The organism is Caloramator sp. CAR-1, from assembly GCF_030546345.1.
Taxonomy (GTDB): domain Bacteria; phylum Bacillota; class Clostridia; order Clostridiales; family Caloramatoraceae; genus Caloramator; species Caloramator australicus.
On record NZ_JAUONW010000003.1, the window covers coordinates 17,296 to 30,913 of the forward strand.

A 13,618-nucleotide genomic window follows, 5' to 3' on the forward strand; every position below is an offset into this window, starting at 1 on the left:
TGGCCTTATTTGTAGACAACATGCTTGATTATAAATTATGTTATAATACATCGGCATCTTTTTCAATAAATATTGCATCGATTTTGTGTAAAAAATTGAATATTTCTTATAGATATAATATAATCTTATTGTAGTATATTTGCTGAATATTTGCTGAAATTTTGACGAAAAGGGTGAGAAGATGATAAACATTTTTCGAAAAAACAAGAAGGATGAAATATCTGTTACATTAGATGAAAAAGTAGAAAAGCAGTTATTTGATGAAAATGTAAAACGTGGACTTAAAAATGAAGATAAATTAGTGGAAAGAATGATAAATAGAATAGAAGAGATGGAATTTGCAACTCAAAATCTTATAGATACAATAAATGGTATATATGGCAATGTAGAACATAATCTTGAAGCATTAAACAATGTCTTGGATGAGATAAATAGTTATTCTGCAGTTGCGCAGCAGGTTTTTGCCAACACATCTCAGTCTAAGGAAACTGCCTTTGAAACATTAGACGTAGCCAAGGAAGGTTCATTAGCTGTTGACAAATCAGTTAATGCAATAAGAGGAATAGAAAGTTCAGTGGAAGAGATAGTAAGTATAGTTAATGTATTAAGTCAAAAAGCTGTAAAAATAAATGAAATGCTTGACATTATAAAAGAAATATCAGAACAAACGAATTTATTATCCCTTAATGCATCAATAGAAGCTGCAAGGGCTGGCGAAGTAGGTAGGGGATTTGCTGTAGTAGCGTCTGAAGTTAAAAAATTAGCACAAAGAAGTAGTGAATCTGCAGAAAAGATATCCCAAACAATAAGAGAAATAAATGAAACTATCAACAAAACGAAAGATGCTATGATAAAAAGTAAAGAAATGGTTGATCTTGGGGTTAGCATTGCTGATGATACTAAGTCGGTATTCGATAAAATAATTGAAGCTGTTAAAACTACAGTTACCGCTGCTGATGAAATAAATCAAGGTATATCAAAGCAGGTTGAAAGTTTCGAAAAAGTCATTGAAGCGACAAATATATTAAACGAAAACTCACAAAACCTCATGAAAAAAACAGAATATGCCCTTTTAAATGCAGGTTATACAAAAAATTCCATAGATGCACTTTATGAAACATCTAAGGATTTAAAATTAATTAGTAACTCTTTAGTTAAAAGAGTTAATGATAGCTTTTATAATGATGTAATTTTAAAAACTAATTTACATGCAAAGCCTGATAATTTGGATCCTGCTATGTCCTTTGATTCTGCAACAGCAAGGATTCTTTCAAATGTTCATGCGGGATTATTAATACAAGGTAATTCAACTGAGGTATTCCCTGGAATAGCAAAGAGTTGGAACGTTGAGGAAGATAATAAAACGTGGGTTTTCAACTTAAGAAAAGGTGCTAAGTTCCACAATGGAAGGGAAATTACGGCTGAAGATGTAAAGAAATCCTTTGAAAGGCTTTTAAGTCCAGAGTTAGATTCGCCAAATGCATGGTTTTTATCTTTAATAGAAGGTAGTGATGAGTATCAAAAAGGGATGTCGAGGGAAGTAAGGGGCATAAAGGTTTTAGATAAGTATAGATTGTCAATAAAACTTAAATCACCTTATACTGGATTCTTATTAAACCTTGCTCAAACCGCATGCGCTGTTATTGCTACTGAAGAGCTCAGCAAAGGGAAAATAGTTGGCTGTGGCCCATATTATATTGATTATATTGACGAGGGAAGATGTTTATTAAAGGCGTTTAAGGATTATTTTGGAGGGGCCCCATACGTAGATATAGTTGAATATTCATTTGAAGATAATGATATTGCTGAAGGCTTTAAAAATAAAAAGTTCGATTTTATATATTTTGAAGACAAAGCTACTTTAGAAAAGTTAAAAGAATATAATGTATCGAACATTATTATGCAAAACATGCTTTCGACTACTTATGCAGGTTTTAATTTAAGATCAAAATCTACTCTTATAGCGGATAAAGAAGTAAGAAAGGCTATAAATTATGCAATAGATAAAAAACGAATAATAGATACCTTGATGAAGGGTATGGCGGAAGAATCGAAAGGACCAATCCCGCCAGGTATGATAGATAATTCCTATTTGATGGGCTATAGCTATAATCCTTCCAAAGCTAGAGAACTGTTGGTGGGTAAGAACCTAAAAGGAGAAACAATAATTATTCAAACAAGAATAGGAACAGGAAATAGCACTTACGAAATGATTGCCGAAATGATAAAAGAAGATCTTGAAAAGATTGGATTTAAGTGTGAGATAAATAAAGTCCCAAGGGAAGAATATTTAAAACCTCAAACAATAGCAAAGTGTCATATTTTCATTAGCGGTTGGATTGCGGATACAGGAGACCCTGATAATTATTTAGAGCCTTTGTTTAATATAGATAATGTTACTAATTTTTCAGGATATGATAATAAAGAAGTTGTAAGATTAATGAAGGAAGCAAGAGAAATGATAAATCCTCAAAAGCGCTTAGAGATATATAAGGAAATTCAAAAAATAATAGTTGACGATGCTCCATGGATATTCTTATATCATCCACAATCTGGTGTAGCATACCAAAAAGATATAATAGGGTTAAAGTTATCAACCTTGGGAAAAATAAAATTGGATGAAATTATAAAAGAGGATTAATGTTCTTTCCTTAAAATGTAAAATGTGATATTATATATATAGAATAATATACCCAGAAAGGGGAATTATTGGTGAATAATATACAAAATATTTTAGTATGTGTTACACAACAAAAAACCTGTGAAAGACTTATTAAAAAAGGTGCTGAGTTAAAAAGAAACAATGAAAATTCCGAACTTTATGTTATACACGTAGCTAAAGAAGGCGATAATTTTTTAAACAATCCCTTTCAAGATGATGCGCTAGAATATTTGTTTGATATATCAAAGGAATATGGAGCTTCTATGATTGTATTAAGATCAAATTTAATTGCAAAGACTATTGCAGAATTCGCAAGAACAAATAATGTATCTGATATTGTGTTGGGTTCTTCGCCTTTGGATTATCGAAATAATAGTATTATAATAGAGCTTAAAAGTTTGCTTCCGGGAATTCAATTTCATATTGTTAATGGTGAATGACCTTAGCAATTTTTGCTAAGGTCTATTTTTTTGATAAAAATTACGTATAAAAGTAAAATTTAAACAAATAATAGATTTGAAGGTCAAATTTACGGAAAAATAAAAATTGAAAAAATTTTCTGAATATAGTATGATTATTTTAACAATAAAAATAAATGAGGTGATAAAAATGGTTCAAGTTATCACCGGCGAAAAGGGTGCCGGCAAGACAAAGAAACTCATTTCATTGGCAAATGAAATGGTTTCAAATTCAAAGGGCCATATTGTTTATATCAGCAACAATTCAGAGCATATGTTTGATTTAAACTCTCATATAAGACTAGTTGATTCTTCTCAATTTCCCATTTCTTCCATCGATTCCTTTATTGGCTTTGTCTTTGGTATAATTTCAGAGGATTATGATATCGATACGATTTTTATCGATAATGTAAACAACATATTTAAGGACAATTTTGAGCAAATTGAGCATTTTATTAAAACTCTTAAATTTGCTGAGGAAAAATACGGCATTAACTTTATTCTTGGTATACGTGCACCTAAGGACAAAGAATTTAATGTTGAAGTTGAATATTTGGCCGTTTAATATAGATGGGGGGAATTCCCCCCCATATAATTTTTTGCTATAATTATTAAACGTTATTTAAATTAAAAAGAGATGCAGGGAGTGATACTAATGAACAAACAAACATGTGAAAAAATAAAATTTATGCTCTCGGCAATTATTATTAGAGCTGAGGAAAACTCGGATTTCATCAAAGGAATAGATTTTACATTCAAATCCGGAGGAAAAGAATTTAAGGGAGTTTACGATATTGATAAGAATATGCTTTGTTATAATGGACAAAATTTAAATATCAAATTAAATGACTTAAGAAATTTCATAGCGGACGAATCAATAAAATATGATTCATTAGAATTAAGATTATTAGAAAGAGGAAAAACAACTATTTTATCTGCCGATAATAAAAATGTTAAAATTAAAAATATCGATGAAGAGGCATTAGAGGATTATGATGGGCATGAAAGGACGGGAATAAACTTAAAAAGAAGCTATTATATAAAAATTGGAGAAGCAGATGATTTATTAAAGGCAATAGGTATTTTAACAAAGGATGGGAAGCTAAAGAACGACATGATAAGGAAATACAATCAAATCGACCATTTTGTGGAACTAATTGATTCATATATCGATGAATTTCAGGATTATGATACAATAAATGTTCTTGATTGTGCCTGTGGAAAATCATATTTAACCTTTGTATTAAATTACTATATCAAAGAAAAAAAGAAAAAGAATTGCTTCTTTATTGGCATTGATACATCTGAGGTTGTTATTGAAAATTCTAAGAAGATTGCAAAGGAATTAGGATATAAAAATATGATGTTTATAAAGGATAATATAAAAAATTATAACCCAGATCGAAGAATAGATATTGTAATAAGCCTTCATGCCTGTGATATTGCAACTGATATGGCACTTGGAGCTGCTATTAATTTTAATGCAAAGGCAATTTTTGCTGTTCCATGCTGTCATCGGGAATTGCTTGAACAGATAAAATTCGATGATTTAGGGGAAATTTTTAAACATGGAATTTTAAAGGCAAGATTTTCTGACTTATTAACTGATGGAATAAGAGGATTACTTTTAGAAGCTGCTGGATATAAAGTATCAATTGTAGAATACATATCACCCCTTGAAACCCCTAAAAATCTCTTGATAAGAGCTTTAAAGCTTAAAGATAAGGATGAATTTGCATGGAAAAAATATGAGGATTTAAAGAAAAGATTTTGCATTAATCCGTATTTAGAAAAATATGTAAGAATTTAAAAGCACGCTGAGGGCGTGCTTTATTTACAATAATTGTTTATTATGTATTCAAAATCATGGATAATATGTTCAACATAGTCTTCAAATTCTTCAGGTGTGCAGCTTCCATATTCATCGAACACTCCTATTACCTTCATTCCTGCCTTTTTTGCTCCAATAGCGCCAGAAATTGTATCCTCAAAAACAAGGCACTCATCTGGTTGAACATTTAGACGTTTTGCAACTTCAAGAAAAACATGGGGCTCAGTTTTTGAATTAGAAACCTCTTCAGTTGTAACGATTACTTCAAAATATTTAAGTATATTGTTACGCTTTAATACTCTTTCAACAAGTTCATGGGAGTTGCTGGTGGCAATACCTATCTTTATATTATTTGATTTAAGATATTCCAAAAATTCCTTGACGCCCTTTTTAACTTCAATTACAGATGAATAGTATTCAGATACCATTTTATGCCATTCTGACATAATTTCTTCTATAGAATCTTTAATACCAAAATTTTCTTTAAAATACAGTGCAGTATCAATAAAACTTAAACCCTCTATATGTTTTTGTAAGTCAGGGGGTGGAGTAATGCCATGTTTTTTAAGATACTCTATATCTACTTGCTTCCATACCCATAGAGAATCTATTAAAGTGCCATCAAGATCAAATATTACTGCCTTAATATTGTCTAGCATATCAACACCTCGCTTTGGAAAAAGTATATATAAAATTATACATAATTTAAAATAGTTTTTGAACCTCCCACGACTAAAGTCGCGGGATTCCTGCTTCATTGACCTTTTTACCTACTATCTCCACAGGCGTTAATTCGGGTAGTCCCTACCCTAATGTTTTTACTTATGCTATACCTAATATCCTTTTCCCTTCTTTTAATATATTTTTACTTGCATTTACATCTCTATCGTGAACTATTCTACATATTGGACATTCCCACTCCCTTACGTTTAAGTCTTTTACTTCTTCATTTTTATAACCACATACATTACATATTTGACTTGATGGATAAAACATATCTATTTTTACTATTGTTCTTCCATACCATAATGCTTTATATTCAAGCATGTTTACAAATTTTGACCATGCTACATCTGATATGGACTTTGATAGTTTGTTATTTCTTAACATATTCTTAACCTTTAAGTCCTCCAAAATTATAACTTGGTTTTCGTTTATAATTTTAGAGGACAGCTTTTGCAAAAAATCTTCCCTTTGGTTTCTTATCTTCTCATGTATTTTGGCTACTTTCTTAGCTTGTTTTTTATAGTTACTACTACCTAATTGTTTTTTAGAAAGCTTCCTTTGTTCCTTAATAAGTCTTTTTTCTAACTTTATAAGATATTTAGGATTGGATATTTTGTTACCTTCACTATCTATCAGAAAATGCTTTACTCCTAAATCTATACCTATTACTTTGTTAGTTTTAGACTTTTCTATAGTTTTTTCTATCCTACAACAAATTGAAACAAAATATTTCCCTGTTGGAGTTCTACTTATAGTTGCATTTAGTATTTTACCCTCTACTTCCATTGATTTTACAAACTTTACCCAGCCTAATTTGGGTAGTTTGATTTTGTTTCCTTTAATTTCAATGTTGTTATTTGTAAATGTTGTTCTATAGCTTTGATATTTACATTTCTTTGACTTAAACTTTGGATAATTTGCTCTACCTTCAAAAAAATTCTTAAATGCTTTGTCTAAGTCTTTGAGCGAATTTTGAAGTGCAAACTTATCTGCTTCTTTTAGCCATGTATTAGTTTGTTTAAGTTTAGTTAAGTCAGCTGAGCAATCCTTATAATTAAATGTTATACCTTGAGTTTTATATATTTCTTCTCGTTTTGCAAGATAATAGTTATATACAAATCTAACACAACCAAAGGTTTTATTTATAAGCTCTATTTGTTGTTTATTAGGATAAAGCCTAAATTTAAAAGCTTTTTCCATACTTTCACCTCATAATTATTGTAACATATGTTGTTACACAAAACAAACTTTTAACTAATATAAGTTATGATACACAAATAATATATGTTATTATTAGAGCGTCCTTACTCATGACTAAAGTCACAAGTAAGGACGCTTTCTCAATCAAACTAGTTATTATAAATTACACTACCATAGTAAGGTATATTGACAATTGTATAAGGTTATTATATCATTATAATATAATTATTATATGTTAAAAAATTAAATTTTTAACAAGGAGAGGATAAAATGAATAAGAAAGTTATAATAGTTGGAGGAGTAGCAGGAGGCGCTAGTGCAGCAGCAAGACTTAGGAGATTAGATGAAAATATTGAAATAATTATGTTTGAGAGAGGAGACTATATATCCTTTGCAAATTGTGGATTGCCATACTATATAGGAGGCACTATAAAAGAAAGACAAAACTTGCTTGTTCAAACAGAAGAAGGAATGGAAAAAAGATTTAATATTGATATTAGAGTAAGAAGTGAAGTAACGAGAATATTTAGAGATACAAAGGCAGTTGAAGTTGTATCTGAGGGAAAAACATACAGGGAAAAGTATGATTATTTAATTCTTTCACCTGGTGCTGCTCCCTTTGTGCCACCAATCCCAGGAGTTGAAAAGAGCAACATATTTACATTAAGAAATATGGCTGATGTTGATAGGATAAAATCCTATATAAACGAAAAATCTCCGAAGAAGGCTGTTGTAATAGGTGGAGGTTTCATCGGTGTTGAGATGGCGGAAAATCTAAAAGACGCAGGTTTAGAAGTTACTCTTGTTGAAGCCATGGACCAAATATTAGGACCTTTTGATATTGAAATGGCAAGGATACTTGAAAAGGAAATGAATGATCATGGAGTTGAGGTTATAACTTCGGATGGAGTAGAAAAATTTGAAGGTGAAGGAAGACTAATAGTTTCATTAAAAAGTGGAAAGGCCCTAGAGGCAGATATGGTAATACTTGCAATAGGTGTAAGACCAGAGACTAAGCTTGCAAAGGAAGCTGGGCTTGAGATTGGAGAAAGAGGCGGTATAAAGGTTGATGAGTATTTAAGAACAAGCGACCCTTATATTTATGCCGTTGGGGATGCAATAGAAGTAAAGGATTTAGTAACTGGTGTATGGACATTAGTTCCGCTAGCTGGACCAGCAAACAAGCAAGGAAGAATAGCAGCTGATAATATTTGTGGTAGAAATGTAAAATATACAGCAACACAAGGAACTTCGATTTTAAAGGTTTTTGATATGACGGCTGCTTCAACTGGAGCAAATGAAAAAACATTAAAGAGAATGGGAATCCCTTACTTAAAATCCTATACTCATTCAGGATCCCATGCAGGTTATTATCCAGGTGCATTTACAATGACAATAAAGTTGCTATTCTCACCTGAAGATGGAAAAGTTTTAGGTGCTCAAGTAGTTGGACGGGACGGAGTAGATAAAAGAATAGATGTTATAGCTACAGCAATAAGACATGGTTTAACCGTTTATGATTTAGAAGAATTAGAATTAGCTTACGCTCCACCCTATTCTTCAGCAAAGGATCCTGTAAATATGGCGGGATTTACTGCAGCAAATATTCTTAAGGGGGATATGAAAATCGTCCATTGGGATGAAATTGATAAATTAGATAAAAATAAATATTTTATTGTAGATGTTAGAACAGATCTTGAATATGAAACAGGTCACATAGAAGGAGCAGTAAATATTCCTGTAGACGAATTAAGAGGCAGATTACAGGAAGTGCCAAAGGATAAAAAGATAATTGTATATTGTAAAGTAGGATTAAGAGGGTATATAGCATATAGAATCCTTTTACAACATGGATACGATGTTTATAATTTAAGTGGAGGATATGATATTTATCAAGCATCTAGGAAAAAATATGGTGAAGGTATAAAGTTAAACGATGAGATGACAAAAATAGAGGAAGATGAAAAAAAAACTGAATTAAAAGAAAACGTTATTAAGGTCGACGCTTGCGGACTTCAATGCCCTGGCCCAATTATGAAGGTTAAAAATGAAATTGAAAAGATAAAGGAAGGAGAAGTTCTGGAAGTTCATGTTACTGATCCAGCCTTTTCAAACGATATTAAAGCATGGTGTGAAAGAACAGGCAATACCTTAATTAAGGTTGATAGGACGCAAGGCTCTTATGTAGCCTTTATTAGAAAGGGGAAAGCACAAGCTGTAAGCTGTTCTTCAAATGAATTGAGAAATGGAAAGAGCATAATAGTTTTTAGCGGAGATTTAGATAAGGCTATAGCTTCATTCATTATTGCAAATGGTGCAGCAGCTATGGGAAGACCTGTAACGATGTTCTTTACCTTCTGGGGATTAAATATATTGAGAAAAGATGTAGCTCCTAAAGTTGATAAAAGCTTCATTGAAAGAATGTTTGCAAAGATGATGCCTCAGGGTAGCAAGAAACTTGGTTTATCAAAGATGAATATGGGCGGAATTGGAGCAAAACTAATAAGAGGTATTATGCAAAAGAAAAATATTGCATCTTTAGAGGAGCTTATTGAACAGGCAAAGAAAAACGGCGTAAAACTTGTTGCTTGTTCAATGTCTATGGATGTTATGGGAATAAAAAGGGAAGAATTGATCGATGGAATCGAAATTGGAGGAGTAGCTTCCTTCTTAGCAGAAGCGGAAAAATCAGATACTAATTTATTTATATAGGTTTTAAAAGGGGCAAATATTGCCCCTTTCAGACTGTTGAAAAAGTTATTTTTTGATAAGCCCCGTGAAGGATTTCCCCGGCATTCGCTCATTTCGCTAAGCAATTCTAAGCTTTTCTTTGTTTTCAAAAGTCCTACCCTCGTGAGCCGACATCCGTGTCGGCCACTCGGCTCTGCACGTCCATGTGCAGAATTACGGACTTTTGAAAAGTCGAAAAGCAAGAATTGCTAAAGCTTATGAGAGATGCCTTTTTGAAATCCATTCACGGGGCTCTTGCAAAATTTCAACACCAAAAGGAGGTTTGTCTACAATCTGAAAGGGGCAAATATTGCCCCTTTTAAAATAGTAATTTTTCTAAAACTGATAAAAGTATATCTATCAAAAATAATATTATGACCATCCATTCAAGCTTTGCACCTCGTTTTGATTGAGTTAAGCTTGAAAATATTTCTGTTATATCTAGTAGAAGTTCAGTTTTATGTTTAATCTTTTCATATCTATCGTTTAGTTCAAAAAGCTCAGAAAGCTCGGTAAAGAATTTTTCTGCATCTTCATTTTCCCATACGATTTGAGGCTTATCAAGTAGCATTATGTATGATATAGTGTTATATTTGAATCTTAAAATTTTACTTGACATTTTTGCTAAGTTTTCATCGCTTATATTCAATTTCCCCTTTTCTAAGAAATTCACGATGTCTTCAATTTTATCAAGAAGAATATCAATGTCTTCTTCTATCTTTTCTAGAGCAACGGATTTTGCTAAAATAGTTGCTATTATATTAAAGTGATAGTCTTGGATTCTGTTGATGATTATAGAGTTGTAGGTAACTTCGAATTTAGCATTGGGATTAACGATCAATTTAAAGTCCTCTTTAATCATGGAAGGAGGATTATTCCTTAGATTTTTGTCTATTTTTTTTAGATAATTAATGACATCTTGTGTCTCATGAAAGGCCATATTGACACAAACAATGCTACCAAAAGAAAATATAAAAACGAGCTTATCATCGGGTTTTGCTAATATACCTTTAAGATTTCTTTCCCTTAGAATTAAAGGTTCTTCCCATTTGAATTTTTTATTTATACCGAAGTGACCGGCGATTTCATTAAGATTTATTTCGTTGCCGATAGTATATGATATAAAATCATAACTTGCCATTCTTTTCACTCCTTTGGATATCTCATATTTATTTTTCCTTAAATGGTAAAATAAATACTTTCAAAGCTTAATAATTACAGCTAGGCTATGGAAAGATGGACAATTCTGTGTTATGATTTTGTTATAGGCTAGAAAGGGGGAGTAGTATGGATTTAACTAAAGCATTAAGCTTTGAAGAATATTTAAACGATTTGACAGAGGAACAGAAAAACGTATTATTTAACTTTTATAATAACATTTTTTTAGATGAAGATAATATTACTTTTATTGAAAAAATACAAGAAACTGTAAACTTAATTGTTTTTTCTGAAGGTTATTGCCCCGACTGTTTAGTAACATTGCCTATATTAAAAAGAATAATGGAAATAAATAAAAAAATCAATGTTTATTTATTTAAAAGAAATGGTAATGAAAAAATGCTTTTGGATATGGTGGGAGAGGCAAGAATTCCTACTATTCTATTATTTGACAAAGATTTCCAACCAAGAAGCTTTTATATTGAATTTCCTAAGGAATTTAAAGAAAAACTTACAGATTTAAAGGATGATGAAAAAAAGCAGTATATACTAAAGTTTCGAGAGGGGAAATATGTAAAGCTTATTGAAAAGGAGATAATAGAACTGTTAAAAGATTTGGCCAGCTAAAGCTGGCCTTGCTTTATTAGTTCCTTTTGCTCCCTTGCCATGTCTTTTATGCGTGGTTTTACGCTTCTTGAAACAATAACTTTTCCAAACCATAATAATGCCTCATCATTTTTGCCTAGTCTTCTTGCAATTTCTCCTATTAAATACATTAGAGTATGCTGATCCAAATTGCAAATTGGAAAACTTTCCTTTTCAAAGGCTTCCTTAAAACCAATTAATGCAAATTCAAGAAATCTTAATTCATTTTCAGAATCTTTTTTTAATCTATACATCCAGGCTAATTTAAGACAATTATATGCCTTTTCGCTGCTTTTTGAATTTTTTACAGCACAATTTAGTAATGAATATTTATATCTTTCTATAGCAATATCAACATTATAAATATTAGGATAAGCTTTAGGTTTAAATTTTGGGGTAATATTTTTTAAAATGAGTTCTATCTGATAGCTTCTAATTTTATCGAAATAACTTATCATTGCACCATAACCACAATAAGGACAAATTACTACATCATAAAAGAGAGGATTTATATTATCATAAAGGGGCATTAAATCCGTATCTTTACCTAATAATCTTATTTTTCCTATTTTTACAGCTCTTGCTTTAAAGGAACGATTACAAACTGGACATGAATAGGTTTTGTCATAAAGGAAATTTTCTTCATTTATTTCTTCGGATTTTTTTATTTGACTTTCATCTTTTTTTTCATCATCATAAAGTTTTATTTCATTAAGATTATTAAAGCCAAATTCCTCAAGACCAGAAAATATTTCCTGCATAATATCATCCTTTCGTATGCTTTTTTTCAAGGTTATAAACAAATGCTATTATTTCAGCAACAGCCTCATATAATTCAACTGGGATAGGCTTATTTAAAGGTAGTTTTGATAATTCATCGGCTAAATTTTCATCTTCAACTACTGGGACATTTGATTTTTTTGCTAATTCTAATATTTTTTCAGCTATAAAGCCAGAACCTTGAGCAACAATTTCAGGAGCTTTATATGTTTTTTCGTATTTTAGAGCTATTGCTTTCTTTTTCATACCTTCACATCCAATTCAACTATATTATCAATAAAAAAATTATTTAAATCAACTATTGATATTCGTTTGTTATTTTCAGTTATTTTAATAATAGTATTTTTATGCCCCTTAATCTTTAGTTTATTTACTAAATCATCAATGTTATTTATAAAAATATCTTTATATTCTTTATTAACAAAAAATTTTATTGACAGATTTTGAAGATTATTGATTATAAATATATTTATATCCCCAAATTTTTCAGAGGAAATTCTCAAATAAAATTTGGAGTCATTATTATCTATGTTGTTTTTAAATTTATCTTTTTTTTGAATTAGTAAATTTTTTAACACATTATCATTATCATAGAAATTGAAGTAGTAAATGTCATAATTTAAACATATTTTTTCAAATAATTCTTTTAGAGCAACTAAACTTTTTAGTTGTTCTAAACAATTGCTTGAGCTTTCCAAATTAATTTTACTTATAAAAGAACTAAAATCAACGGTTTTGTTTTTTGATTTTTCTTCGGATGAATTGATTACTTCGTTTAAATCAATATCATCAATAAAAGCTAGAATATTAAATACATTGTCGATATTAATATCCAAATCATTTTCTATAAGAAAACATAGATGATTTATATTTACTTCCCTTAATTTATCCAAAACATTGCTAATGTTCTTGTATGTTTCCTCTGCATGTGTTATATTTTCTGTGGTAAACTTTTTTATAAGGGAAAGAATTTTATCATTATCTAATTTTTTTAGAGATTTAAAAAAATTAATATACTGATAAATTAATGAAATATAAAAATCATTTGCAGGAATATTAAATTTAACTAAAGTTTCGATTATTTCTTTGCCTATTTCTTTTGGGATATTAAGCTTGTTTAGAATATCTAAATAATCATTTTTATTTGATTCAATAACATTATAAGGTCGTAATAAAAGAACGTTATCTTCAATATTTTCAATATAAAATTTTATAAACTTGTTAGATTCTATATTTGATATGTTTCGTATAATTGCCTGTAAAGTTTGACCGTTAGGTAGCTGCAAATATCCTATGCCGTTATCTTTAGTTAATATTTTTGCGTATAAGGTTTTTCCAATTTGAATTTTTTCAATCGAAGTTTTATAGTTAAGGCTCTTAATGTTAATTATTTTCATGTTTATCACCTTTATATGTTATCGGAAAAAT

Annotated in this window: 12 protein-coding genes; 6 read left to right on the forward strand and 6 right to left on the reverse strand. The window is 30.2% G+C overall.

Going from position 1 to position 13,618, the window contains the following annotated elements; all coding sequences use genetic code 11:
- Window positions 1–181 precede the first annotated feature (181 nt).
- The 4 genes from Q3V94_RS00225 (at window position 182) to Q3V94_RS00240 (ending at window position 4,930) form a co-directional block, all read left to right on the forward strand.
- On the forward strand, window positions 182–2,641 hold the full coding sequence (locus Q3V94_RS00225) for an ABC transporter substrate-binding protein (RefSeq protein ID WP_303524499.1): 2,460 nt from the start codon (window positions 182–184) through the stop codon (window positions 2,639–2,641).
- Window positions 2,642–2,712: 71 nt separating this feature from the next.
- A complete protein-coding gene (locus tag Q3V94_RS00230) occupies window positions 2,713–3,102 on the forward strand; it encodes a universal stress protein (protein WP_303524501.1) in 390 nt (129 codons plus the stop codon).
- Window positions 3,103–3,271: 169 nt separating this feature from the next.
- Window positions 3,272–3,685 (forward strand): hypothetical protein, encoded by a 414-nt coding sequence (locus Q3V94_RS00235; protein WP_008908988.1) that lies wholly within the window; start codon window positions 3,272–3,274, stop codon window positions 3,683–3,685.
- Between the two features lie 90 nt (window positions 3,686–3,775).
- Window positions 3,776–4,930 (forward strand): SAM-dependent methyltransferase, encoded by a 1,155-nt coding sequence (locus tag Q3V94_RS00240; protein WP_303524502.1) that lies wholly within the window; start codon window positions 3,776–3,778, stop codon window positions 4,928–4,930.
- Between the two features lie 20 nt (window positions 4,931–4,950).
- Here the strand turns inward: Q3V94_RS00240 and Q3V94_RS00245 are convergent, their stop codons facing one another.
- Both Q3V94_RS00245 and tnpB read right to left on the reverse strand, forming a co-directional pair.
- Window positions 4,951–5,610 carry an HAD family phosphatase gene (locus Q3V94_RS00245; protein WP_303524503.1) on the reverse strand — a complete coding sequence of 220 codons (660 nt, stop codon included), beginning with the start codon at window positions 5,608–5,610 and terminating at the stop codon, window positions 4,951–4,953.
- 163 nt (window positions 5,611–5,773) lie between these two features.
- On the reverse strand, window positions 5,774–6,877 hold the full coding sequence (gene tnpB, locus Q3V94_RS00250; RefSeq protein ID WP_303524504.1) for an IS200/IS605 family element RNA-guided endonuclease TnpB: 1,104 nt from the start codon (window positions 6,875–6,877) through the stop codon (window positions 5,774–5,776).
- A gap of 270 nt (window positions 6,878–7,147) precedes the next feature.
- On the opposite strand from tnpB, the gene Q3V94_RS00255 reads away from it, so the two are divergent.
- Window positions 7,148–9,589 carry an FAD-dependent oxidoreductase gene (locus Q3V94_RS00255; protein WP_303524506.1) on the forward strand — a complete coding sequence of 814 codons (2,442 nt, stop codon included), beginning with the start codon at window positions 7,148–7,150 and terminating at the stop codon, window positions 9,587–9,589.
- A gap of 337 nt (window positions 9,590–9,926) precedes the next feature.
- On the opposite strand, the gene Q3V94_RS00260 is transcribed toward Q3V94_RS00255, so the two are convergent.
- Window positions 9,927–10,748, reverse strand: a complete 822-nt coding sequence (locus Q3V94_RS00260; RefSeq protein WP_303524508.1) for an RMD1 family protein — start codon at window positions 10,746–10,748, stop codon at window positions 9,927–9,929.
- Window positions 10,749–10,894: 146 nt separating this feature from the next.
- On the opposite strand from Q3V94_RS00260, the gene Q3V94_RS00265 reads away from it, so the two are divergent.
- Window positions 10,895–11,392, forward strand: coding sequence for a thioredoxin family protein (locus Q3V94_RS00265; protein WP_303524510.1), 498 nt, complete (start codon window positions 10,895–10,897; stop codon window positions 11,390–11,392).
- Here Q3V94_RS00265 and Q3V94_RS00270 read toward each other — a convergent pair.
- The 3 genes from Q3V94_RS00270 to Q3V94_RS00280 are packed head-to-tail and all read right to left on the reverse strand — an operon-like array spanning window position 11,389 to window position 13,587.
- On the reverse strand, window positions 11,389–12,171 hold the full coding sequence (locus Q3V94_RS00270; protein ID WP_303524512.1) for a DUF2225 domain-containing protein: 783 nt from the start codon (window positions 12,169–12,171) through the stop codon (window positions 11,389–11,391). The genes Q3V94_RS00265 and Q3V94_RS00270 overlap by 4 nt on opposite strands.
- A gap of 4 nt (window positions 12,172–12,175) precedes the next feature.
- On the reverse strand, window positions 12,176–12,436 hold the full coding sequence (locus Q3V94_RS00275; protein ID WP_008908351.1) for an EscU/YscU/HrcU family type III secretion system export apparatus switch protein: 261 nt from the start codon (window positions 12,434–12,436) through the stop codon (window positions 12,176–12,178).
- Entirely contained in the window at window positions 12,433–13,587 is a 1,155-nt protein-coding gene (locus Q3V94_RS00280) for a hypothetical protein (RefSeq protein ID WP_303524513.1), read from the reverse strand. The genes Q3V94_RS00275 and Q3V94_RS00280 overlap by 4 nt, the downstream gene beginning before the upstream one ends.
- Window positions 13,588–13,618 lie beyond the last annotated feature (31 nt).